Genomic DNA, 23,016 nt, shown 5'->3' on the forward strand with positions numbered 1-23,016 from the left:
ATTCGCGTGGCTCACACGCAGAGAGTCTCGTCGAGCAGATGCTCGGCGGTGAGTTCGTCGGTCACGAGCACCGAGCAGAGCCCGCTGGTCACGACCGTGCGGCAGATGTCGTGCTTCGACTCCCCCGCGATGACGGCGATCGCCGAGGTGGCCGATCGGAGGTCGCTGAGGTCGATGCCGATCGTGCGTTCGTCGAGATCGGGATCGACGGGCATCCCGTTCGCATCGACGAACCGACCGAGAACGTCGCCGATGGCGCCCCTCTCGCGCAGCTCGGCCAGGTACGCCGCCGAGATGTACCCGCTCTCGACCAGCACCGACGAGCCTTCGACGACACCGGCGCTGAAGAGGTACGTGCTGGCCGAACGGGCGAGCTCCAGCACCCCGGCCACGGTGCGGTCGGATTCGATCGCCCGCTTCGTCTCGACCCGCTCGAGGATGGCGGGGCTCGGCAGCATCGTCGCTGAGCCGCTCGCCTTCTGTGCCAGCATGACCGCAGTGTTGGCGGCCGAACTCGCCCGCCGGTTGAGACTCACCCCGCCATTCACCTGTACGACGTTCACGCCGTTGGCCCACCCCTGCTTCACCTGCGACGCCACGTCGTGCAGGGTGCGGCCCCAGCTGACGCCGAGCGTGCGTGGCACGGGGCGAACCGAGGAGAGGTACTCGGCCGCTGCAAGAGCGACACGCCGGCGCAATTCGTCGGAGTCGCCTTCGCCGAGTGCCGGAACGACGACGGCGTCGTGCAGGTCGAACGTCTCTCTGAGCGAACGCTCGAGCGGCAGTCGGCGGGCCCGGGGGTGCACGATCTCGATGCGCACGAAACCGCGCTCCTTGGCCTGGGCGATGAGCCGCCCGACCTTCCACCGCGTGACGTGCAGCAGGGCAGCGATCTCCCCCTGTGTCTTGTCGCTCTCGTAGTAGAGCTCGGCGGCCTTGACCGCCAGCAGCTCTTCGTCTTCGGTCACGGCTGGTTCGGCATGAAGAGCACCTTCGAGCTGAAGATACTGCGATCGGCGAGCGCCTTCATGGTGCCGGGCACCTCCGCCAGCGGGAGCTCATGGGTGATCATGAACTCCCACTTCAGGCTGCCGTCGGAGAGCCTGTCGGCCGAGTCCGTCCATTCCGTTCCCGGGAACGGCGCCGAGAACGAGTTCCAGCTGCCGTGCAGGCTGACCTCGTGGCGGAGGAAGTTGCTGAACGTGCCCTTGTCGAGCTGCACGGGCTGGTGCGGAATGCCGATGAACGCAGCGTGGCCGTGGCGCGCGGCCAGGTTCGGGGCGAGGGCGATGGTGGGCGGCACGCCGGCGGTCTCGATGATGACATCGAAGCCGCGCCCGGCGGCTTCGAGCGCCTCCTCCGACGTGAGGGCCGTGAGATCGGCGCCGGCGACGCGTGCCATCTGGGCCTTCTCCTCACTGAGGTCGAGAGCGAGCACCTCGCCCGCGCCCAACAGCTTCGCCCACTGCACCGCGAAGAGCCCGATGGGCCCCGCGCCGAGCACCGCCACGCGCTTGTCGGTCATGTCACCGCACTTCAGAACGGCGTGCAGGGCGATGGCCGACGGGTCGATCATCGCGGCTGCGCGGGGGTCGAGGTCTTTCGGCATCAACAGGGCGTTGTCGGCAGGAACGTCGACGAACTGGGCATACGCGCCGTCGCGGCGACTGCCGAAGTAGTCGTAGTTCTCGCAGAGACTGAAGTTGCCCTCGGCGCAGCTCTCGCAGTTGCGGCAGGGCAGCAGGGGCGGCACCGAGACGAGGTCGCCCTGCGCGAAACCGGTCACGTTCGCGCCGGCGTCGACGACATGGCCCGAGAACTCGTGGCCGCAGATGAGCGGGTACCGGTAGGCGCCCGAGAAGTTCATGCGCGGGATGTCCGAACCGCAGACGCCGCACGCCGCGACCTTCACCAGAAGGTCGTCGGGCCCGATCGCGGGAATCTCCACCTGCTCGACGCGCACGTCTCCGGGCTCGTACATCAGTGCCGCAGTCATCTGTTCGGTCATCGCGTTCGTCTCCTCGTCTGCACGGTGTCGCGTTTCGCGCACTCCGATCCGTGCCCAACAAGGTCAGGTTAGGCACATACCGGCCACCGATCCACAGTTGAGGCGGCTTTTGCTCATGTGAGCAGCTGCCGAGCGCGCAGATGCGCAGAAGGCAGCCTCAGCCGAGGCTACCCGCGACGATCGAGCGGGCTGGAGGCGGAGATCTGGAGGAACGCGAGAGAGGACTGCAGGCCGTTGAGGCTCCGCACATCCCATCCGGTGACGAGGTGCCACCGATCGAGCCGGTACCGCACCGTGTTGGGGTGCACATGCAGAATCTCTCCAGCCGTCGCGACCGAGAACCCATTGCCGGCGAACGCCAGCACAGCGTCTGCGAGATGACTCTTGATGGTGCTGGTGCGTGGGGTGATGAACGGCGCGATCTCGGTTCGATGCCCGAGGAGGATGGTCGGCAACCACGAGCGTTCGTAGTCGATGACGTGAGCGCCGGTCTGTGCCGCCAGTGCCATCGCAGCGTCGGAATCGCGGAGGGCGAGAGCGAGCCCGCCGAGCCCAGACCTGGTTGCGCTGACGCCGACACCTGCGGGGAGATCACCGGTGTGCTGCAGCACCGCCTCGCGGTCGGCCGTCTGGAGCAGGAGCTGCACTGCGTTGCCTCGTGACTCGACATACGACGGAACCCGAAGCAGCCGCGCGAGGCGTTCGAGTATCTGTCGGGTGTCCCGGTCCTGTTCGGCCGACGGCAGCGCGATCACCGTGAACGATGCGGTCGGGTTGAACCCGACGCTCTGCGCGAGCCGCGCTGTTGACTCGTGCTCGGCCTGCCCGGCGTAGAGATTGGAGACGAAGCGATGGCCGGCTTCGGCCCGCTGGATCTGTTCTTCTGCCGTGACGGCGGCATGGCCGTCTGCGGCAGCGGTGGAGACGCGCGCGGTCCACATCCAGAACGTATCGACGGCCGCCAGCAGCGCGAGCGACATCTCGGTTCCCTCGGCTGCCGCGCGCCGCGAGAGCCTCATCCACAGGAATTCGTAGCCGAGGTGATAGGCGGAGATGATGTGCCTCAGCTCCAGACCGTGAAGCGCTCGAACACCTCCCAGTTCGCGTGCAGACGCCAGATCGAGGTCGCTCGGCCCCCGTCCATCCTCGAGACCGTCGAGAAGAGCACCCAGCTGCCGCTCGACGAGGTGGTGATGCTCACGGGAGTCGACTGATCGGTATTCGGGGATCTGCTCGACGATGACGGCAACGGCCCCACGCGTCACGGCGGGAAGCGTCTTCGACACCGTGGTGAACAGGCTTGCGCCCACGCGACCGCCCTCCTGTCTGTTTTGTGTACACCTTGCGGATTCTCCAGACTCCGCTCGGCGATCTTCTCGACAATCCGGCTATGACCGCGTCTCGGGAGCGGAAAACATATTCACTATGAACAATAACTCCTTCACACTGAGCGACTACCTGCTCACTCGTCTGGCCGATCTGGGCATCTCCCACCTGTTCGGAGTTCCCGGTGACTACAACCTGGGATTTCTCGACCGCGTTCTCGACGACGATCGGGTGGAATGGATCGGCTGCGCCAATGAACTGAACGCGTCGTACGCGGCAGACGGCTATGCCCGGCTCCGCGGATTCGGCGCGCTGGCCACGACCTACGGGGTCGGAGAGCTTTCGGCAGTGAACGGCATGGCTGGAGCTCGGGCAGAGAATGTCCCCGTCATCCAGATCACCGGTGCTCCGTCGACCACGGCTATTGCCGCTTCCGCCCCTGTGCACCACACGTTCGGCGATGGTGACTACAGCCGATTCATCCGGATCGGCGAGGAGATCACTGCTGCCGCTGCCTTTCTCTCCGCGTCGAACGCCACCGCCGAGATCGACCGTGTACTCACCACCGCGATCGTCACCCGCCAGCCCGTTCAGATAACCGTCCCGAGCGACATCGCGCTGCTGCGGGTGGAACCGCCGACATCCTCTCTTCTCGCCGTCGTCTCCCGGGAGGGCGGTGAGAGGGTCGAAGCCGACCGGAGCCGGCTGCAGAGACACCTCGAAGACCTGCTGCTACCGGCTCGCTCCGTGGTCGGGGTCGCCGGGCACGAAGCCGCGCGATTCGGTCTGGCCGCGGAGGTTCGAGCCCTCGTCGACGAGACCCAGATTGCGACCGCCTTCCTGCACCGTGGCAAGGGAGTACTCGACGAGAGCGCTCCCCTGTTCCTGGGCCTCTACGCGGGTGAACTCAGCACCGGGAGTGCCCGGGAGGCCGTCGAGACGGCGGATGCTGTCATCGTCTTCGGCACACTGTTCACCGGCGGAGTCGTGCCTTTCACATCCGTTCCACGTAGCGACCGGATGATCGAGATCGGCCCAGAGGAGACGCGCGTAGCGGGTACCCCGTACGCCGTCGCGATGCTGCAGTCGCTGCGAATCGTCGAAGACGTTCTCGCAGCCGGCACCACGGCGGAGGCAGAGAGCGTGCAGCTGCAACAGGCGGCACCATCGACCCATTCCGATGACGAACCCCTGTCGCAGGCCTCGACGTGGGCGGTGCTGACCGAGCGGCTCCCCGCGCATCAGACCGTCTCCGCCGAAGCCGGAACCTCGTACTACGCCCTTCTGCAGAGTCGGCTGCCCGAAGACACCACGGTGGTGGCGCAGGGAATGTGGTCGTCGATCGGGTACACCTTCCCGGCCGCTCTCGGCGCACAGGTCGCCGATCCTTCGCGGCGCGTACTGCTGGTCATCGGCGACGGCTCACTGCAACTGACCGCGCAGGAATTCGGCACGTTCCAGCGGGCCGGAGCGACGCCCATCATCGTAGTGATCAACAACGACGGGTACACCGTCGAACGCGCCATCCACGGAGCGCAATCCGCCTACAACGACATCGCGCCCTGGAACTGGCAGAGCGTCGCACCGACCCTGGGCGCAACCGACGCCCTCTGCCTGAGAGCGACCACGGTCGCCGAGTTCAGGAGCGCGTTAGCCCAGGCCCAGTCGAGCGACCGACTCGTGCTGGTCGAAGCGGTGCTTCCTGTGCTCGACGTGCCCCCGCTGTTGCAGGCCGTCGCCGACGCCGTCAGCCGTCGTAACGGCTACCAGGGCTGAAGGGAAAGCTCACGTCTGACTTTCAGACTAATGCGGTTAGTGTGAATACATGAAAATCCTCTTCAGCGGCGTTCCCGCCTACGGCCACCTCCTCCCGCTCGTCCCTCTCGCCACCGCAGCTCACGCTGCCGGCCACAGCACCGCGCTCCTCACCAGCGAGGGCATGCGCGATGCCCTCCGACCGGATCTCCCGGACACCCCGGTACTCGCCGCGGGCCCGATGCCCGCCGCCATCTTCGAGGAGGTGGCACGCCAGTTCCCCGGCAGTGATCCCGCACGCGACCCACAGCCGGAGACGGTCGCCTCGTTCTTCGCAGGAGCACGGGTGGACCTCACGGCCGACGAAGCCATCCGCCGGGCAAGAGAATGGGAGCCAGACCTGATCGTGGCCGAGGCGACGGATTTCGTCGGCCCTCTCGTCGCTTCCGCCCTCGGCATTCCCTTCAGCGTTCTCGCCTTCGGCCCCGCGGTTCCCCCCGAGTTCACCGAACCCATGTTCGCCGTCGCCGGTGAGCGATACCGACGCCGGGGCCTGGCTCCGCTGCCGCCGCACAACTACATCGACCCCACTCCCCCGAGCCTGCAGCAGCCCGGATGGACGGCGCCGGCCAACCACCTTCTCTTCCGGTCGATGCCGCACCGCAGGATCGCTCCTACCGGGCATCTCCTGCCGCCGGTTCCCTCCGGCAAGAAGCGCGTGCTCGTCACCCTGGGTACCGTCTTCTCCAGCGTCGAAGCGGTCGAGGAGATCATCGGCTCGATCGATCTCGGCACCTTCGACGTCGTCGCCACCGCGGGTATCGCACCGGGAGAGAGTCGCCCCGACGACCGCGAGGGTGTTCACTTCGTCGGCTTCGTTCCTCTGGCCGAGTTGTTGCCGGGTGTCGATCTGATCGTGAACTCGGGTGGCGCCGGCACCGTGCTCGCCTCGTTCAGCGAAGCACTTCCCATGGTCGTCATGCCGCAAGGGGCGGACCAGTTCATCAACGCAGCCAGCGCTGCTTCGTCGGGTGCTGCAGTCGTCGTCTCCGCCCCAGCCGAGGTGGGCCCCGCCCTGGCTGCCCTCTCCGAAGTCCCCAGCTACCAGAGAGCCGTCGAACGCGTGGCTGCAGAAATGGCGTCGATGCCCACCGCCGGGTCGGTGATCGACGCACTCGTCACGCAGCTGAGCTGAGCGGATCGACGGGAATGTCAGGCTGGCTGGCGGAGAAGCGCGTACGCGACCTGGTCCGCCAGCCAGATCTCGGTCGTCGGCCACGCCCAGCCGAGCTCGGCCACTGTGCGGAGCGGCGGGATGCCGAAGTGGAACCACAGGATGTCCAGAGCGACATCCGGGCTGAGCTGTGGCCCGAGCCATCCATTGCGCTCAAGCATCGACACCAGTGGCGTCAGATTGTGACGGTAGGTCTCTTCGATCTCCCGCACCGTCGCGGCGATGACGGGATCGGTCGGCGCGGTGTCGTACATGATGTTCACCAGCGGCAGGAGTTTCTGGATGGTCGAGCAGATGCCGCGCGACATCTCCGATATCGCATCCCGGGCAGACGTGGCGCCTTCGACCCGCCGGATGGTCTCTTCGATCGAGGGCTCGGCCATGCCGCGACGCAGCATGGCGACGACGATCTCCGCCTTGTTGCCCACGCTGCCATAGACGGTCGTCACGGCGACTCTCGCTTCGGCCGCGATACTGACGAGGGTGGTGGCCTGGTAACCCTGTTCAGCGAACAGTCTCTCGGCGGCATCCAGCACACTCTCCCGGGTCAGCGCGGCAGTCTGCCTGCGCTGAACGGAGGAGTAGCTGCGAGACGTCACCCCTAGACCGTATAACCATTCGCTGGCGCCGACGAGCTGTGCGTTCCCGAATTGGCGCGACCGAACCGAGGTGTTGTAGATTCGGGTCAGAGGGAAAAACCCCGCTCAGCTTCGGTTGGCGGAAATGCGCACGCGGTCTCGAGGGAGTCGCCACTTCTTCCTCGAAGGAGTGCGCCCATGTCTCTGCAATCGAAGACCTCACCCCGAAAGGCCGCCCCACCGGCTCGCCTGAGCGACGCGTGGATCGCCCTGGCCGGGTTGTCTGCCGTGTTCCTGTTCGAGATGCTCGACAACTCGATCCTGAACGTCGCCCTGCCCACCATCGGCCGTGACCTCGGAGCATCGACCGCAGCACTGCAATGGGTGTCGGGGGCGTATTCGGTGGCCTTCGGCGGCCTCATGCTCCTCTTCGGAGCAGTGGCGGACCGATTCGGTCGACGCCGTGTCATGCTCACCGGCCTTGCCCTCCTCGCCGCAGCGAGCGTTCTGACCGTCTTCGTCACCTCCACGCCGCAGCTCATCGTCGTTCGAGCGTTCATGGGAGTCGCCGCTGCGATGACGACCCCGGGGACGATGGCGCTGGCATTCCGCCTGTTCACCCCGCACGACCTGCAGGTACGGGCGCTGACCGTGATCTCCACTGCGGGGCTCGTCGGTCTGGCGATCGCACCGACCATCGGCGGGTTCGTGCTCGCGGTCGCCCCCTGGCAGGTGCTCCTCCTGGCGACCGCACCCGTCGCCGCACTGGCGTTCATCGGCATCCGCATCGGGGTCGCGACCGATCAGAAGGCCGACCTGCACGGTGACCCGATCGACGTCACCGGCGCAATCCTCGGCACCCTCACCGTCGTCGGCGTGCTCGTCACCCCGACACTCTTCGTCACGGGAGTCGACGCCTGGCCGTCGTGGGGACTGGTGGTGGTGACCGTACTCTCGGTAGCCGCCTTCGTCATCCGGGAGCGCACGGCTCGCTTCCCGCTGCTCGACCTGCGCCTCATCGCCGAACCCCTGGTCTCCAGCGGGCTGGCCTACAAGGCCGCCGCGGGTCTCGCCATGGCGGGCCTGTCATACCTCGTGACCCTGCAGCTGCAGCTCGCCTGGGGGTGGTCACCCGCACTCGCGGCGGTCGGCACCCTGCCCCAGGTCGTCGTGCTCCTGGCGAGCGGGCGGTTGGTAGGCCCGTTCGTCACCCGGGTGGGCCTCGGCCGTGCCGCGTGGATGAGCGCCGCTTCGGTTGTGGCCGGCCTCGCCGTGTTCGCCACCCTCGCCCGGTTCGGCTACGTCTGGGTCGCGCTCGCACTCGCGCTGGTGGCTGCCGGGATGCGGGTGGTCGGCGTGGTCGCCGGCACCAACGTTCTGCGGGGCCTGCCAGAGAATCGCACCTCCATCGGAGCCGCCCTCGTCGACACGGCCAGCGAGATCGCGACTGCGGTCGGCATCACCGCCACCGGCACCATCCTCGCCGCCCTGGTCACGGGCAGCATCACGAGCGGGTCGTGGACTCGGGCGCGTGTCGACACGTTCGAAACCGCCCTCACGATCGCCGGCCTGACCATCACCGCCGTAGCCGCAGCCCTCGTCGCGCTCGGCATCGTCCGCGCCCGCCACACCACCCTGACCTCGGCAACCACCACCACCCCGGAGCCCACCCATGTCTGACCACACCGTCCGCCCCCCGTTCGACCCTGAACTCGCGACCTTCCTCACCGCCCTGGAGGCTCGGGGGCCCTTCACCCTGTCGAACTCGATGCTGCCGCACATGCGTCAGCTGGACATCACCGAAGACGAGCTTGACGAGCGCCTGCGTCTCCGTGGCTACGAACGACGAAGCGTCACCGTGCCCGGACACCTCGGCGACCCCATCCAGCTGGCCATCATCCAGCGCATCGGCCGCACCGGCACGACAGCCGCCGTCTACACGATCCACGGTGGCGGCATGATGTTCGGCCACCACCTCGGCAACCTCGACTCGTACGACGACTGGCTCCTCGACCACGACGTCGTGCTCCTCAGCATCGATTACCGCCTGGCCCCCGAGCACCCCGACCCCTACCCCGTCGAGGACTGCTACGCCGGCCTCACCTGGGTCGCCGCGCACGCCGACGAGCTCGGCATCGACCCCGAGCGAATCATCCTCGCGGGCCAGAGCGCCGGCGGTGGGCTGGCCGCCGGTACCGCACTCCTCGCCCGCGACCGCAGAGGCCCGAGACTCTTGGCGCAGATACTCGTCTCACCGATGCTCGACGATCGCGACGACACCGTCTCCACGCTGCAGATCGACGGCATCGGGGTCGCCGACCGGCAGATGACCCGCTTCGGCTGGAACGCCTACCTCGGTGCCCGTCGCGCCACCGACGATGTCTCCGTCTACGCCGCACCCGCCCGGGCGACAGACCTCCGTGGTCTGCCGCGCACGTACGTCGACTGCGGCAGCACCGAGGTGTTCCGAGACGAGGCCGTCGCCTACGCCAGCGCCCTCTGGGCTGCCGGGGTCGACGCGGAACTCCACGTCTGGCCGGGAGCCTTCCACGGTTTCACGAGCATGATGCCCGACGCCGCCCTCTCGAAGACAGCGATCGCCGCCCTGGCCGACTGGACTCGACGCACTCTCGGTCCGCCCACCCCGCTCGCCTGAATCGGGCGGCAGACCATCGGCGATGTCGCGGAACCATTCGGGCGGGATGCGCCGTTCCAGGAGCTACGCTCGACGGAAACAACGATCCGTTTGCGGCTGGGGGCAACCATGTCTGTGCACTCGAGAGACATCCCAGGCTCAGGTGACCACGACCCTGATGATCACCAGGACGCCGGTCCACCGACGAAGTTCTTCTCCGGCTGGTGGCTCGTCCTGGCCGGGGCCGGCATCGCCATCCTCGGGCTCGCCCTTCTCTTCGGCTTCGCCGCCGCCCAGGTGCAGATCGACGGCCGCGGTCGCGCACAGATCATGCTGCTTCTCCTCGTGCCGACCGGGGTCGCGCTGATGATCGCCGGCTTCGTCTACGTGGTGCGCGGCAAGCCCATCCCCGACGACAGCGCGAGACACGCCGCCTTCCGCCAGCGGAACCTCCAGCTGATGCGGCAGCAGCGCGACGAGCGCCGAGCTCGCCGCAGATCGACGGGCACGGACTGACGCCGCGCTGGCTGACGCCGCGCTGAACCTCGTGCTCAGTAGGGGCTGGGCAACTGCTCGATGAGCTTGTCAGGGTGAATGGGCAGGTCGCGCACGCGGATGCCCGTGGCGTGCCAGACCGCGTTGGCCACCGCAGCCGCGGTGCCGACCATTCCGATCTCCCCGACACCCTTGCCGCCGGTCGGGGTGATGTTGCCGTCTTCTTCGTCGAGCCATTCGACGTCGATGTCGGGCACGTCGGCGTGGGCGGCGATGTGGTAGCTCGCGAAGTCGCGGTTCGCATAGTCCGCGGCGTTCGCGTCGACCACGGCGTCTTCGTGCAGGGCCATCGAGAGCCCCATCGTCATGCCCCCGACGAACTGGGCGCGGGCGGTGCGCGGGTTCAGGATGCGGCCTGCGGCGAACACCCCCAGCATCCGGGGCACCGTGACTTCACCGGATTCGAGATCGACGCGAGCCTCGACGAACTGGGCACCGAACGCGAACCGCGCCATCTTCGTCATCGCGGCCACCTCTTCGGCCGTGTCGGAGAGAACACTGAGCCCGCTGTCCGGGATGCGCGGCGTGGTCTGCAACGCTTCGAGCAGGGCCGCGCCGGCCTTCATGATCGCCCAGCCCCACGACGCGGTGCCCCAGGAGGCGCCGGCGGGGGCAGCCGCCGGGAGGGCGGTGTCGCCGATCCGCACGTCGATGCACGACGCCTCGACGCCGAGCGAGTCGGCTGCGATCTGCATCACGACGGTGCGGGCGCCCGTTCCGATATCGGTGGCGTTGACCGCCAGCTCGAACCGGCCGTTCGGATACGCCGTGATGCGCGCCGTACTGGGGACGACATCTGCAGGGTAGATGGATGCCGCGACCCCCGTGCCGACCAGCCAGCGGCCGTCGCGGCGCACAGCTGGGCGTGGGTCGCGCGCACTCCAGCCGAAGCGCTCGGCTCCGCGCCGAAGACAGCCGACCAGGTTCCGGCTGCTGAACGCCTCGCCAGACTCGGGATCGATCGCAGGCTCGTTGAGGATGCGGAGTTCGACGGGGTCGATGCCGAGGGCTGCGGCGAGTTCATCCATTCCGCTCTCGAGCGCGTAGAGTCCGGGCGTCTCACCGGGGCCGCGCATGTAACTCGGGGTCGGCAGGTTGAGAGCCACGACACGGTGGGTCGTGAGCCGGTTGGGCGCAGCGTACATGTGCCGCGTCGGCACCGCCGTCTGCTCGACGAACTCCTGGATCGGGGAGACCTGACCGAACGCTTCATGGGAGACGGCGGTGAGCCGGCCGTCAGCTTCGGCCGCCAGCCGGATGTGCGAGATCGTGGGTGAGCGGTAGCCCGACAGCCCGAACATCATCTGCCGCGTGTAGGCGATCTTGACGGGCCTGCCGACCAGCCGCGCCGCCATGGCGGCCAGCACCGCATTCGGGCGCGTCGGGCCCTTCGACCCGAAACCACCACCGACGTGCTGGCTCCGGATGCGCACGCTTTCCGGAGGCAGGCCGAACACAGCGGAGATGGTCTCGCGCGCCCAGTTGGTGCCCTGTGTGGCGTCGAGCAGGTCGAGATCGTCGCCGTGCCACTCGGCCACGGTCGCGTGCGGTTCCATCGGGTTGTTGAAGGCGGCGGGGGTCGAATAGGTGGCGTCGATCGTCACGGGGGCCGCACCGAGCGCGGCTTCGACATCGCCGACGACGCTGTCTGTCGCGAACATCGCGTTCGTGTAAGCGGGCGCATAGAGGCGCGGATGCGTCGTGCTGAGCGAGACATCGGCCGGCTCGCTGTCGTACGTGACCGAGACCTGGGCGGCCGCCTCCCGGGCCTGCTCGAGCGTCTCGGCCAGCACCAGCGCCACGACCTGGCCACGGTAGGAGATCTGCCGCGACTGCAGCACGAGCAGCTCGGCGTCACCGGCGTCGTTCAGTGCCAGCGCGTTCTGCCAGGTCATCACGAACCGCACGCCGGGCATGCCGAGCGCTTCGCCGGAGTCGATCTCCCGGATTGTTCCGTTAGCGATCGTGGACTGCACGATCCACGCGTAGAGCACACCGGGCGGAGAACTCTCGAACGCGTACCGGGCACTGCCGGTCACTTTCTCCCGGCCCTCGAGGCGGGCAAGGGGCCGACCCAGAACGCTCATCGGCCATCCTCCGCCGCAAGTCGCAGAAGGGTGCCGGTGACCAGTCTTCGCACCAGCGGCACTTTGAACGCATTCTCCGGGGTCGGCCGGGCCTCCGAGAGCTCGGCGTCGATCGCCCGCTCGATCGCCGCGACGGCGACCGGTCGGCCGACCAGTTCGGCTTCTGCCCGGCGTGCCCTCCAGGGCCGGTGAGCGACTCCGCCGAGGGCGAGCCGGACACCTTGCACGATGCCGTCGTCGACCTCGAGCGCGGCAGCGACGGTGACGAGACCGAAGGCGAACGAGCGACGGTCCCGTGCTTTGCGGTAGGTGGAACGCGCCGAGACCGGCAGGCCGGGCACGTGCACCGCGGTGATGATCGCGCCGGGCGGCAGGGTGGTGTCGAGTTCCGGGTGGTCGCCGGGGTCACGGTAGAAGTCGTCGATGTCGACGACGTGCTCTCCCCGTTCCGTCTGGAACTCGACCCGGGCGCCGAGCGCGCTGAGCGCGACGGCCATGTCACCGGGAAATGTCGCGATACAGCTTTCGGATGCGCCCAGCACGGCGAGTTCCCGCGACGAACCGGCGAGGGCCGAGCATCCGGAACCCGGCTCTCTCTTGTTGCACGGCTTGCTGGTGTCGGCGAAGTACAGGCACCGCGTGCGCTGGAGCAGGTTGCCGCCGACGCTGGCCATGTTGCGCAACTGCCCCGAGGCGCCGGCCAGAACCGCTTCGGCGAGCAGAGGGAAGGCGGTTCGCACGCCGATGTCACCGGCCAGGTCGCTGTTGCGCACTCCGGCTCCGATGCGGATACCGCCTCCGGCCATCGGCTCGATGCCGTCCATCCCGAGGCGGTTGACGTCGATCAGCAGCCCCGGCCGTTCGACGCCGAGGCGCATCAGGTCGACGAGGTTCGTTCCGCCGGCCAGCACCCGGGCGTCTGGCCGCTCGGCGAGCAGGGTGACGGCAGCCGCCAGATCGACCGGCCGTTCGTAACCGAAGGGCTTCATCGGCGCTCCGCCGCCTGGGCGTCGAGCACGGCGGGCACCATGTTGGCGTAGGCCCCGCACCGGCAGAGGTTTCCGCTCAGCCGCTCACGGACTTCGTTCTCGTCAAGTGTCACGCCTTCCGGCCCGCAGACATGTGAGACATCGGCCGTCGCGTGACTGGGCCACCCCTTCTTCGCTTCGGCCAGCAACCCGACGGTCGAACAGATCTGGCCGGGCGTGCAGTAACCGCACTGGAATCCGTCTCGCTCGAGAAAAGCCTGCTGCACAGGGTGGAGCCGGTCTCCGTCACTCAGGCCCTCGACGGTGACGATCTCGTCGCCCTCGACCGCGACAGCCAGCGTGAGGCAGCTGTTCACCCTGCGGCCTGCGACGAGAACCGTGCAGGCTCCGCACTGGCCGTGATCGCAGCCCTTCTTGGTTCCGGTGAGATCGAGGCGCTCACGCAGAGTGTCGAGCAGGGAGGCACGGTTGTCGACCTCGAGTGCACGCTCCCGGCCGTTGACCGACAGGGCGATGGAGCTCGATGGCGCCGAGTTCGGGCGCACTTCGGATGGGCTCATGAGAGCAGTATGCACGATTCTCTGCACGGTGGGCCGGAATTCTCAACCCGTACAGAAGCCCTCTCAACAGCGCACCCCGGAAGCACGCGGATTCTCAAAACGAGAATCGAGATCGTAACAAATCGGCAATGGTGCCGGCACTTCCAGATCCATATAGTTCTCAGCAGGTGATTGACGCTTTTCTGAGAGTGAGAATGAGCGCCAGTCAAACAGAGCAGTTCCGATCATGTTCCCGAACAGTTCCACCTCACAGATGGAGTACGTCATGAAACTCGGCCCCCAGAGACGCATCGGAGCAATCGCCTCCGTCATCGTCGCTGCGGCACTCGTTCTGAGTGGCTGCAGCACCGCCTCCGCCCCCGAGGCCACCAGCGCCTCCGGCCTTCCCGTCAAGACGATCGGCGTGTGGCAGTCCCAGGCCTCCGGTGACGGAGAGAAGCAGACGCTCTCCGCCATCCAGGCCGCAGCCGATGCCGTCGGTTGGAAGACCGTCGTCACCGATTCGAACGGAGACCCCAAAGCGATGGCGTCGACAATGCAGTCGCTCATCACGCAGAAGGTCGACGCCATCCTGACGGTGTACGTGGCCACCGGCCTGATCGCTCCGCAGTTGAAAGCGGCAAAGGCGGCAGGCATCCCCGTCATCAGCGTCGGCTACCAGGGCACACCGACCGACGACCTGACCGCCGAATACGCCCCCGACCAGGCCGAGCAGACCACGATGCTGCTCAAGCGCATGGGCGAAGACCTGCCGAACGGCGGAACGGTCGCGCCCCTCGCCGTCGCCGGCTACTACGGCATCGACCAGGAGGTCGACACGCTGAAGTCCGAGGCGGGCACCTACAAGTTCACGCCGCTCGAGCGAGTCGATGTGCCGGTCACCGACATCTTCGGCGGTACGACCAGCGCCGCGGTCGACGTGCTGAACGCGAATCCCGATCTTGCAGCGCTCTTCACCACCCTCGACATCGGAGCACAGAGCGCCGTTCCTGCCCTGACGCAGACCGGGCGCGACGTGCCCATCTACAGCTTCGGCGCCATCCCGGGATCGCTCGCCTTCGTGCGCACCGGCGAGGTCACCCTTGTCACCTCCGACGGAGCGAAGTCCGGCTTCATCGCCGTCGACGCGCTGCTCGACTACTGGGTGAACGGAACGGCGATCCCGAAGACGACACCGACAGAAGACGCCTTCGAATACACGATCGTCGACAAGACGACAGCCCCCGCCGACGGCACAGAGGTCTACCCCGAAGCGGACTTCGCCAAACCCTTCCTCGACAAGTGGAAGACCGAGTACAAGATATGAGCGTCGCGGCCGCCGGAACTCCGGCACCGGCGCCGGCGGCCGCACCCGCCGCCCGGCGACGCACGGCCGGTGGCACCGTCGAACGGTTCACCCTGCCTGCCGTGTTCATCTTCACGATCGTGCTGTTCTCGGTTCTGAAGCCCGCGGTCTTTCCGACCGCCACGAACTTCATCGCGATCGTTCAGCAGAACCTGCCCCTGCTCGTGCTCGTCGGCGGGATCTGCGTCGTTCTGTCGCTGCGGGAGTTCGATCTCTCGTTCGGCTTCATCGCCGGGGCGTCCGGTGCGCTGGCCGTGCAGTCGATGGTTCTCTGGCAGATGCCGTGGGGGCTCGCCGTGCTGATCGGCATCGCCCTCGGCACCCTGCTCGGCGCCGTCAACGGCATCCTCGTCGCCTACACGCGGCTGCCCTCCTTCATCGGCACTCTCGCAACGGGAGCCACGATCCAGGGCGTCATGCTGGCGATCTCGAACCAGACGATCTTCAGCGGTATCGATCCGGACTACATCAACATCACCAGCGCCTCGGTCGGCGGCTTTCCGATCGTCATCATCGTGGTCGCCGTGCTGCTGGTCGCCGTCGGCTTCCTGCTGCGGTCGACCGTCTTCGGTCGGCACGCCTCCGCCATCGGCGACAATCCGGTGGCAGCTCGCATCGCCGGCGTCAACGTGAAACGCACCCAGCTGCTGAGCTTCATGCTCGTCGGTGCCTGCGCCGGTTTCGCCGGCATCCTGCTGACGTCGCAGTCGGGCCAGTACTACCCCGACCCCGGCTCCAGCCTGCTGCTGCCGGCGTTCGCTGCGGCGTACCTCAGCCTGTCGCTCGGCCGGGGCTGGCGCTTCAACGTGGGCGGCGCGGTTCTCGGGGCCCTGTTCCTGGCCGTTGTGAGCACAGGCGTCACGATGCTGAACCAGCCGAGCTGGCTCGCCCAACTCCTGCAGGGGCTCATCCTGCTGATTGCGATTCTGGCCCTGAACCGGCGGCGGGGCACCCGGTGACCGCCTGGCTGCGGGCCGAAGGCCTCACCAAGAGATTCAACCTCGTCACGGCGATCGGCGACGCCGACCTCGCCCTCGAACCCGGCGAGGTACGCGGTGTCGTCGGCCCGAACGGCGCCGGCAAGTCCACGCTCATGCAGATGCTCGCCGGCATCCACACCGTCGACGACGGCGAACTGCTGATCGACGACGTGGCCGTGCGCTTCCGGGCGCCCGAAGACGCTCTGGATGCCGGCATCGCGCTGGTGCCGCAGGAGATGCAGTTGGCTCCGCACCTGAGCGTCGCGGGCAACATCGTGCTCGGCCGGGAGCCGCGCCGCCGCGGAATGGTCTCCGAGTCCCGTTCCCGCCAGAGCGCCGAGCGCGCCCTGGGCCGGCTCGGCGCCGGCATCGACCCCTCCGCCCCCATCCACACGCTCTCTGCCGTCGAGAGGCGCCTCGTGATGGTCGCTCGAGCGCTCGTCTCCGACGCGCGCCTCGTCATCCTCGACGAGCCGACCGCGGCCCTGGCGCCGCACGAAGCGACGGCGATCCTCTCTATGGTGCGCACCCTTGCCGAGACGGGCGTCAGTTTTCTCTACGTCTCGCATCGGTTCGACGACATCGAGGCCATCGCCGACTCCGTCACCGGCGTTCGGGATGCCCGGGTCATCGCCGACCTCGCGCGAACCGAGATCACCCGACCCCGACTCGTCGAACTCGTGACCCCGGTCGATCACGTCTCGCACCGGGTGGCTCCTGCGAGGGAGGCCGTCGCGGCCGGGTCGCGCGACATCCTCGTCGTCACAGACCTGGTGGCCGGGCCACTGCAGGGTGTCTCTGTCAACGTCTGTGCCGGTGAGATCGTCGGTGTCGCCGGGCTCGCAGGGTCGGGTGTCGATGAACTCATGTGGGCCGTGGCGGGCATCGATGCCCGCCGCTCCGGAACCGTCGTCGTCGAGGACGCCCCGCTCCGCTCGGGCGATCGGCTGCACGCCGTGAAGGCGGGGATCGCCTACGTTCCGGGCGACCGGAGCCTCGCCACCCTGCCGAGCCACGATGTGCGCTCCAATATCTCGGTCGCGAGTCTGCTCGACGTTTCGGTGGCGGGCGTGCCCGTCGCTCGGCGAGAACAGAGCCGGGTGGCGAAGCTGGCCGAACGCGTGCATCTCGCCGCTCCTCTCGGCATGGCTCTCTCCTCTCTCTCCGGCGGCAACCAGCAGAAGGCGATCTTCGCGCGCTGGATGGCGACGGATGCGCGGGTGCTGCTGCTCCACGATCCGACGGCGGGGGTGGATGTCGGCGCTCGCGCCGAGATCCACCAGCGCGTTCGCGAACTGGCAGCCGAGGGGAACGCCGTTCTGGTCGTGTCGACCGACCTGCCCGAGCTCATCGAGCTGGCCGACCGCATTCTCGTGCTCGACCGCGGATCGGTGGCCGACGAACTCGTAGGATCGGCCATCACCGAACCGGCCGTTCTGGCCGCGATGACGAGCGGGGTCCCATCGATCTCGCAGACTGCACTGAAGGAGTCGGCATGACCACACCGAGCGAACAGACGACCGCGAAGCGCCCGGCAGCACCGGGCGCCGAGAGCGTGCGGGTCAAGGCGAGCGCGGGCCTCGGATCGGAGAGCTCCCGCAAGGTGCTCTCTGTGCTGCTGTCGTTCACCGAGGAGAACCACACGCAGACCGTGCAGGAGCTCGCCACGTTCCTCGGCGTCCCGGTGAGTTCCGCCTACCGGTACGTCGGGCAGCTCCGCGAATTCGGGTTGCTCGAAGAAGCCGAGTTCGGGGGCTATCGGGTGTCGCTTCGTGCCGTCGGCCTCGCCCGCGCAGCGCGAGCGGGCTCGGCCGGGCTCAGCGAGGTCTCTCGCCCGGTGCTCGAACGCCTCGCACGGGAGACCGGCGAGACGGCGCTCATCGTGCGCCGGCTCGGGCACGCCGTCGTAGCCGTCGACCTCGAGGAGTCGCGGAGCCCCGTCCGGCTGCGCTTCGAACGGGGAATCCTCATGCCCCTGCACCAGGGAGCCGCGGCACGGGTGCTGCTCGCCTCCCTCACTCCCCGCGAGCGTGCCGACTACTACAAGTCGGTCTGGAACATCGAAGAGAGCCCCAAGCTGCCGACCGACGCCGAGCTCGCCCAGATCGCCGCCGAAGGGTACACGCAGAGCTTCGGGCAGATCGAAGACGAGATCTGGGGTACCGCCGCCGCCATCCGCGTGAACCGCACCGTCGTCGCCGCGCTCAGCGTGGCCGGGCCCCTCTACCGGCTCGACGACGACAAACGGCGCGAGATCGTTGCTGCGGTGCGCCGCGGCGCAGACGAGATCAACAGCATCGCCGCCCAGGGCGAGTTCTAGAACCCGCCTCCCGACACCCCGCCGACTGCTGAAGAATCGAGAATCCACCGTGTCTGAACCCTTCCCTCTGTTCATCGGCGGCCGTGCGCACGCCGGCGTCTCCGTGATCGAACGGGAGAACCCCTCGCGCCCCGCCGAGATCGTCGGGTCGGTCGCCGCGGGCGACGCTGCTCTCACGACCCTGGCCATCGATGCCGCCCAGCTGGCCTTCCCCGCGTGGGCGGAGCTCGGCGTCGAGGTGCGCACCGGCCTGGTTCGCGAGGCGATCAGCCGGGCATCCGCCACCAATCCCGACCGCGCGGAGATGCTCGCCCGGGAACTCGGCAAGGTCGCTGTGGATGCGCTCGGCGAGCTCGGTTTCGCCGCGGCCTTTGCGGCCTACGCCGCTCCGGTGGCCGAGAGGCTGAGCGCCGATGTCGTGGTCGAAGACGCAGAGGGCCGACTCGTCACCGTGCAGGAGCCGTTCGGTGTCATCGCCGCGATCACCCCGTGGAACGCCCCGGTCATCCTCGCCGCACTGAAGGTGGTGCCCGCCCTGATGACGGGCAACACGATGGTGCTGAAGCCGTCGCCGCTGGCTCCACTCGCTGTGACGCAGTTCCTCTCCGAGGTCGCGAGCCAGTTGCCCGACGGCGTGCTGAACATCGTCAACGGCGGAATGGAGGTCGGTGAGACCCTCGTCGCAGACCCCCGCATCGCGAAGATCACCTTCACCGGCGGGCTGGCCACGGCCCGCTCGATCGCCGCGACCGCGGCCCGCCGGGTGACACCCACGGTCATGGAGCTGGGCGGCAACGACGCAGCCATCTTCCTGCCTGACGCCGAGTACACAGAGGCGATGTACACCCGGGCCGTCTTCGGCGCGTTCCTGACCAGCGGCCAGGTCTGCATGGCCATCAAGCGCATCTTCGTCCCCGTAGATCGCCACGACGAGTTCGTCGCCGGGTTCCTCGCGGCCGCCGAGAAGGTGCTGCACGTGCGGAACCCGCTCGACCCCACCTCGACAATGGGCCCGGTGGTCAGCCGCGAACACCAGAGCCGGCTGAACGACCTGATCCGGTCGGCCGAGGCCGCCGGCGGGACCCTCCACGAGGTGGGCAGCTGGGAGGTCGCCGACGAGGACGCCGACGGGTACTGGGTGCGGCCGACCCTCGTGACAGGCCTGACCGACGAGCATCCGCTGGTCAGCGACGAACAGTTCGGGCCCGTCGTTCCCGTGCTCACCTACCAGAGCGAAGACGAAGTCGTTCGGCGGGCGAACAGCGTCGAACAGTCGCTGGCGTCGTCGGTCTGGTCGACCGACGACGAGCATGCTGCGGCCGTGGCACGGCGGCTCGATGTCGGCTTCACCTTTCTGAACTGCGCGAACCGCGCCGGCACATCGCTCCGCGCCGCGTTCGGCGGGCGGGGCCTCAGCGGCCACGGCCGCGAGTTCGGGCCCCTCGGGCTCGGCGAGTACCTGCAGTCGCACTCCATCAACTACCCGAACGCCGTTCGGCAGGGCACGGCCCTCGGCAACGCCTACCCGGTGCCGGCGTGAGTGCCGCCGCTCCCCGCGCGGGCGGGCGGGTCGTCGAGCTGGTCGCCGAGCGGTCGCTCGACGTCGTCGAGCGCGAAGTACCCGAGCCCGGCCCGGGCGAAGCGCGCGTGCGCATCCGCGCGGTCGGAATCTGCGGCACCGACGTGCACGGCTACCTCGGCCGCTCCGACCGGCTGCCGATGACCCTCGGCCACGACGCGGTCGGCATCGTCGACGCGCTCGGCGCCGATGCCGACGCCGAGCACGGCACGGCCGACGACGTGACTCCCGCTGTCACCGTCGGCGATCGCGTGACCATCGATCCGACCGTGCGGTGCGGCGTGTGCGGCTCCTGCCGTGCCGGACTGCCGCAGGTCTGCTCGGGCGGCGGCTACCTCGGCATGACCGCGACCGGCACCATGGCCGATTACCTGACCGTGCCAGTGGGCAACCTGGTGCCCGTCGCCGACGGGGTCTCGGATGTCGCGGCCACCGTGCTCGAACCGATCGCGGTGGCACTGCACCTGCTCGATCGCGTCGGCGCGTTCTCGCCTCCGGCACGGATCGCCCATGTGATCGGCGGCGGCCCGCTCGGGGTGCTGCTCGGCCAGACGCTCGGGGTGTTCGGCTGGGCGGTCACCGTGCACGAACCCCAGGCCTACCGCCGGATCGTTGCCGCCTCGGCGGGCCTCTCGGTCGCCGAACCGGGCCAGGTCACCCCCGACTCCGCACCCGTGCTGATCGTCGAGACCTCCGCCACCGCCCCGGGCGTGCAGCTCGCGCGTACCCTGGCCACTCCGGGGTCGACCATCGGACTGGTCGGGAGAGCCCCCGCCGATTTCACCAGCGCCGAGATCCTGTTGAAGGAGCTCTCCGTGTTGGGCGTGCGAGCGGGAGTGGGTCAGTATCCCGCCGCGATCGACCTGGTCGCCCGCGGACTCGTCACCCCGCTCATCACGGTGTCGCACGAGTTCGCGCTGGACGCGGCATCCGAAGCCTTCGCCGCGGTCACCGACCCGGCGCGTGAGGTGATGCGGGCCGTTCTGCTCGCCGAACCGACACCCGAACGCTCCACCGAAGGGAACACCCCATGACCCACGACATCACCGGCTACCGGGCGAAGGTGGGTGTCGTCGTACCGTCGACGAACACCGTCGTCGAACACGACACGGCGATGCTCGCACCGCACGGCGTGACGTTCCACACCGGGCGCATGTACATCGACAACCCGGCCATGAACAGCGACGAGACGTTCGTGAACCTGATCGAGCAGATCCGCGCCTCGATGAAGGTGGCGCTCCGCGACGTGATGACGGCCAAACCCGACCTCATCATGATGGGCATGTCGGCGGAGACCTTCTGGGGAGGTGTGGAGGGCAATGCCTCCTTCATCAAGCGGGTCGAGGCGATGGTCGACGGGTTGCAGGTCACGACCGGCGCCTCTGCCTGCCGGGCTGCCCTCGAAGCGTTCGACGTGAAGAAGATCGCCGTCTTCTCGCCCTACCAGCCGGTGGCCGATGTGAACGTGAACCGGTACTTCACCGAGGCCGGGTTCGACGTGCTGAAGGTGACCGGCCTGCGGGTGCCGAGCGCGACGGCGATCGCCGAGGTCACTGAGGAGCAGGTCATCAGAACCCTGCGTGAGATCGACTCCCCCGACGTCGAAGCCATCGTGCAGGTGGGCACGAACCTCTCCATGGTGCGCCTCGCCGACCAGGCGGAGCACTGGCTCGGCAAACCGGTGATCGCCATCAACGCTGCCACCATCTGGCACACGCTCCGAAGCGCCGGCTTCACCGACACCTGGGGCGCCGCCGGCTCACTTCTGCGCGACCACTGACCGGGCTCCGCCCTCACGCCTTCCGCCGCACTTCTTCGAGAAAGAGATCGACATGACCGAGCCCACTCCCGCCACCGAATCCGAAGCGCCCCTCGATGCCGATGTGATCGTCGTGGGTGGGGGCCCGGTGGGAACCACGACGGCCCTGAAACTCGCACACGGCGGGCTCCGCGTCATTCTGCTCGAAGGCCGCGACGCCACGAGCCTGGAACACCGGGCCACCACCTTCCACCCGCCGACCCTGGAAATGCTCGACGAACTCGGCCTGGCTGAGCCGCTGATCGAGAAGGGCATCATCGCCCCGTCGTACCAGTTCCGCGACGCCAAGCTCGGCAAGATCGTCGACCTCGAATTCGAGATCCTGAAGGAGGACACCCGGTACCCGTTCCGTCTCCAGGTCGAGCAGAGCGTGATGACGACCATGGCGAACGCGGCGCTCGAGGCCCACCCCCTCGCCGAACTGAACACGCAGTCGAAGGTCACCGGCATCCGGCGCCGCGCGAACCATGTCGAGGTCGAGGTCGCATCCGGTCCTCGAACCGGCACTCTCCGAGCCAGCCATGTCATCGGGGCCGACGGTATGAAGAGCACGATCAGGCAGGCACTCGACGTGGGATTCAGCGGGCACACCTATCCCGAACGGTTCCTCGTCATCTCGACCTCGGCTCCTCTTCACGAGCTGCTGCCCGACATCGCCAGCGTCAACTATGTCGCCGACCCGGTCGACTGGCACGTCCTGATGCGGAACCCGAGCGGATGGCGCATCCTCTTCCCGGCGCCCTTCGATGAGGAGACTCCCGAGCATCTGCTGTCGCCCGAGAACGTGCGGCGCCAGTTCGCCCGGGTGCTCCCCGGTCGCACCGACGACGAGGCTGACGCCGCCATCGACTGGGCGACGCTGTACGAGGTGCACCGCAAGGTGGCCGAGACACTCCGCGTGGGCAACGTCTACCTCGTCGGCGACGCGGCCCATGTGAACAACCCGATGGGCGGCATGGGCATGAACAGCGGCGTGCACGACGGCTACCTGCTCGCCGAATTGCTGGTGCGCGGTTCGGGTGGTGTGGATGTCGATGCAGAACTCGAGGCGTGGGCCGAGAAGCGTCGCGCGGTGGCGCTCGACTTCGTCGGCAAAGAGACCGAGGGCAACTGGTCGGCGCTCCGTGACACCGACGAGGAGCGCCGAGCGGCGCAGCGGGCCAGTTGGCAGGCGCTGGGAGAAGACGACGATGCCCGGCGCGACTTCCTCCTCACCTCCTCGATGCTCGCGAGCCTGAAGGACTGA

General features: G+C 68.1%; 20 protein-coding genes. 13 read left to right on the forward strand and 7 right to left on the reverse strand.

Annotation, left to right across the window (positions count from 1 at the left end):
- Window positions 1-11: 11 nt before the first annotated feature.
- The 3 genes from C5B96_RS06095 to C5B96_RS06105 all read right to left on the reverse strand — a co-directional run bounded on the left by C5B96_RS06095 (window position 12) and on the right by C5B96_RS06105 (window position 3,318).
- Complete coding sequence (locus tag C5B96_RS06095; protein WP_104243949.1) at window positions 12-968, reverse strand: sugar-binding transcriptional regulator; 957 nt, start codon at window positions 966-968, stop codon at window positions 12-14.
- Window positions 965-2,008: a galactitol-1-phosphate 5-dehydrogenase gene (locus C5B96_RS06100; RefSeq protein WP_199176563.1), complete on the reverse strand. Its 1,044-nt coding sequence runs from the start codon at window positions 2,006-2,008 to the stop codon at window positions 965-967. The genes C5B96_RS06095 and C5B96_RS06100 overlap by 4 nt, the downstream gene beginning before the upstream one ends.
- A gap of 167 nt (window positions 2,009-2,175) precedes the next feature.
- Window positions 2,176-3,318 (reverse strand): CdaR family transcriptional regulator, encoded by a 1,143-nt coding sequence (locus tag C5B96_RS06105; protein ID WP_146078096.1) that lies wholly within the window; start codon window positions 3,316-3,318, stop codon window positions 2,176-2,178.
- 115 nt (window positions 3,319-3,433) lie between these two features.
- Between C5B96_RS06105 and C5B96_RS06110 the strand changes: the two genes are divergently transcribed.
- Window positions 3,434-5,110 (forward strand): alpha-keto acid decarboxylase family protein, encoded by a 1,677-nt coding sequence (locus tag C5B96_RS06110; protein WP_158507122.1) that lies wholly within the window; start codon window positions 3,434-3,436, stop codon window positions 5,108-5,110.
- Between the two features lie 49 nt (window positions 5,111-5,159).
- Window positions 5,160-6,284, forward strand: a complete 1,125-nt coding sequence (locus tag C5B96_RS06115) for a glycosyltransferase (RefSeq protein WP_104243955.1) — start codon at window positions 5,160-5,162, stop codon at window positions 6,282-6,284.
- A gap of 17 nt (window positions 6,285-6,301) precedes the next feature.
- On the opposite strand, the gene C5B96_RS06120 is transcribed toward C5B96_RS06115, so the two are convergent.
- Entirely contained in the window at window positions 6,302-6,922 is a 621-nt protein-coding gene (locus tag C5B96_RS06120) for a TetR/AcrR family transcriptional regulator (protein WP_158507123.1), read from the reverse strand.
- Window positions 6,923-7,099: 177 nt separating this feature from the next.
- Between C5B96_RS06120 and C5B96_RS06125 the strand changes: the two genes are divergently transcribed.
- The 3 genes from C5B96_RS06125 to C5B96_RS06135 all read left to right on the forward strand — a co-directional run bounded on the left by C5B96_RS06125 (window position 7,100) and on the right by C5B96_RS06135 (window position 10,052).
- Window positions 7,100-8,581 carry an MFS transporter gene (locus tag C5B96_RS06125; RefSeq protein ID WP_104243959.1) on the forward strand — a complete coding sequence of 494 codons (1,482 nt, stop codon included), beginning with the start codon at window positions 7,100-7,102 and terminating at the stop codon, window positions 8,579-8,581.
- On the forward strand, window positions 8,574-9,557 hold the full coding sequence (locus C5B96_RS06130) for an alpha/beta hydrolase (RefSeq protein ID WP_104243961.1): 984 nt from the start codon (window positions 8,574-8,576) through the stop codon (window positions 9,555-9,557). The genes C5B96_RS06125 and C5B96_RS06130 overlap by 8 nt, the downstream gene beginning before the upstream one ends.
- Before the next feature lie 108 nt (window positions 9,558-9,665).
- Window positions 9,666-10,052 (forward strand): hypothetical protein, encoded by a 387-nt coding sequence (locus C5B96_RS06135; protein ID WP_104243963.1) that lies wholly within the window; start codon window positions 9,666-9,668, stop codon window positions 10,050-10,052.
- 35 nt (window positions 10,053-10,087) lie between these two features.
- On the opposite strand, the gene C5B96_RS06140 is transcribed toward C5B96_RS06135, so the two are convergent.
- Genes C5B96_RS06140 through C5B96_RS06150 form a run of 3 tightly spaced genes read right to left on the reverse strand, consistent with a single transcriptional unit; the run spans window position 10,088 to window position 13,727 of the window.
- On the reverse strand, window positions 10,088-12,178 hold the full coding sequence (locus C5B96_RS06140) for a xanthine dehydrogenase family protein molybdopterin-binding subunit (protein ID WP_104243965.1): 2,091 nt from the start codon (window positions 12,176-12,178) through the stop codon (window positions 10,088-10,090).
- Window positions 12,175-13,167 carry a xanthine dehydrogenase family protein subunit M gene (locus C5B96_RS06145; RefSeq protein ID WP_104243968.1) on the reverse strand — a complete coding sequence of 331 codons (993 nt, stop codon included), beginning with the start codon at window positions 13,165-13,167 and terminating at the stop codon, window positions 12,175-12,177. Before C5B96_RS06145 ends, C5B96_RS06140 begins: the two co-directional genes overlap by 4 nt.
- Window positions 13,164-13,727, reverse strand: coding sequence for a 2Fe-2S iron-sulfur cluster-binding protein (locus tag C5B96_RS06150; RefSeq protein WP_104243970.1), 564 nt, complete (start codon window positions 13,725-13,727; stop codon window positions 13,164-13,166). Before C5B96_RS06150 ends, C5B96_RS06145 begins: the two co-directional genes overlap by 4 nt.
- Before the next feature lie 265 nt (window positions 13,728-13,992).
- Here C5B96_RS06150 and C5B96_RS06155 point away from each other — a divergent pair, with 265 nt between their 5' ends.
- Genes C5B96_RS06155 through C5B96_RS06190 form a run of 8 tightly spaced genes read left to right on the forward strand, consistent with a single transcriptional unit; the run spans window position 13,993 to window position 23,016 of the window.
- Window positions 13,993-15,033, forward strand: coding sequence for a sugar ABC transporter substrate-binding protein (locus tag C5B96_RS06155; protein ID WP_158507125.1), 1,041 nt, complete (start codon window positions 13,993-13,995; stop codon window positions 15,031-15,033).
- Window positions 15,030-16,031 carry an ABC transporter permease gene (locus C5B96_RS06160; protein ID WP_104243974.1) on the forward strand — a complete coding sequence of 334 codons (1,002 nt, stop codon included), beginning with the start codon at window positions 15,030-15,032 and terminating at the stop codon, window positions 16,029-16,031. The genes C5B96_RS06155 and C5B96_RS06160 overlap by 4 nt, the downstream gene beginning before the upstream one ends.
- Window positions 16,028-17,551, forward strand: a complete 1,524-nt coding sequence (locus C5B96_RS17085) for a sugar ABC transporter ATP-binding protein (protein WP_158507126.1) — start codon at window positions 16,028-16,030, stop codon at window positions 17,549-17,551. The genes C5B96_RS06160 and C5B96_RS17085 overlap by 4 nt, the downstream gene beginning before the upstream one ends.
- Window positions 17,548-18,372 (forward strand): IclR family transcriptional regulator, encoded by an 825-nt coding sequence (locus tag C5B96_RS06170; RefSeq protein WP_104243976.1) that lies wholly within the window; start codon window positions 17,548-17,550, stop codon window positions 18,370-18,372. The genes C5B96_RS17085 and C5B96_RS06170 overlap by 4 nt, the downstream gene beginning before the upstream one ends.
- A gap of 49 nt (window positions 18,373-18,421) precedes the next feature.
- Entirely contained in the window at window positions 18,422-19,912 is a 1,491-nt protein-coding gene (locus tag C5B96_RS06175) for an aldehyde dehydrogenase (RefSeq protein WP_158507127.1), read from the forward strand.
- The gene (locus C5B96_RS06180) at window positions 19,909-20,985 is read left to right on the forward strand and encodes a zinc-binding dehydrogenase (protein ID WP_158507128.1); all 1,077 of its coding nucleotides are present in this window, start codon (window positions 19,909-19,911) and stop codon (window positions 20,983-20,985) included. Before C5B96_RS06175 ends, C5B96_RS06180 begins: the two co-directional genes overlap by 4 nt.
- The gene (locus C5B96_RS06185; protein WP_104243982.1) at window positions 20,982-21,731 is read left to right on the forward strand and encodes an arylmalonate decarboxylase; all 750 of its coding nucleotides are present in this window, start codon (window positions 20,982-20,984) and stop codon (window positions 21,729-21,731) included. Before C5B96_RS06180 ends, C5B96_RS06185 begins: the two co-directional genes overlap by 4 nt.
- Before the next feature lie 52 nt (window positions 21,732-21,783).
- Window positions 21,784-23,016, forward strand: coding sequence for an NAD(P)/FAD-dependent oxidoreductase (locus C5B96_RS06190; protein WP_104243984.1), 1,233 nt, complete (start codon window positions 21,784-21,786; stop codon window positions 23,014-23,016).

The sequence above is a fragment of the Subtercola sp. Z020 genome (assembly GCF_002931235.1).
In the GTDB taxonomy this organism is placed as follows: Bacteria; Actinomycetota; Actinomycetes; order Actinomycetales; family Microbacteriaceae; genus Subtercola.

Coding starts and splice junctions, on each gene's coding strand:
- C5B96_RS06115 (WP_104243955.1), top strand. CDS start 5,160: ATGAAAATCCTCTTCAGCGGCGTTCCCGCCTACGGCCACCTCCTCCCG.
- C5B96_RS06125 (WP_104243959.1), top strand. CDS start 7,100: ATGTCTCTGCAATCGAAGACCTCACCCCGAAAGGCCGCCCCACCGGCT.
- C5B96_RS06160 (WP_104243974.1), top strand. CDS start 15,030: ATGAGCGTCGCGGCCGCCGGAACTCCGGCACCGGCGCCGGCGGCCGCA.
- C5B96_RS06185 (WP_104243982.1), top strand. CDS start 20,982: ATGACCCACGACATCACCGGCTACCGGGCGAAGGTGGGTGTCGTCGTA.
- C5B96_RS06110 (WP_158507122.1), top strand. CDS start 3,434: ATGAACAATAACTCCTTCACACTGAGCGACTACCTGCTCACTCGTCTG.
- C5B96_RS06155 (WP_158507125.1), top strand. CDS start 13,993: ATGAAACTCGGCCCCCAGAGACGCATCGGAGCAATCGCCTCCGTCATC.
- C5B96_RS06140 (WP_104243965.1), bottom strand. CDS start 12,178: ATGAGCGTTCTGGGTCGGCCCCTTGCCCGCCTCGAGGGCCGGGAGAAA.
- C5B96_RS06130 (WP_104243961.1), top strand. CDS start 8,574: ATGTCTGACCACACCGTCCGCCCCCCGTTCGACCCTGAACTCGCGACC.
- C5B96_RS06170 (WP_104243976.1), top strand. CDS start 17,548: ATGACCACACCGAGCGAACAGACGACCGCGAAGCGCCCGGCAGCACCG.
- C5B96_RS06150 (WP_104243970.1), bottom strand. CDS start 13,727: ATGAGCCCATCCGAAGTGCGCCCGAACTCGGCGCCATCGAGCTCCATC.
- C5B96_RS06145 (WP_104243968.1), bottom strand. CDS start 13,167: ATGAAGCCCTTCGGTTACGAACGGCCGGTCGATCTGGCGGCTGCCGTC.
- C5B96_RS06190 (WP_104243984.1), top strand. CDS start 21,784: ATGACCGAGCCCACTCCCGCCACCGAATCCGAAGCGCCCCTCGATGCC.
- C5B96_RS06135 (WP_104243963.1), top strand. CDS start 9,666: ATGTCTGTGCACTCGAGAGACATCCCAGGCTCAGGTGACCACGACCCT.
- C5B96_RS06100 (WP_199176563.1), bottom strand. CDS start 2,008: ATGACCGAACAGATGACTGCGGCACTGATGTACGAGCCCGGAGACGTG.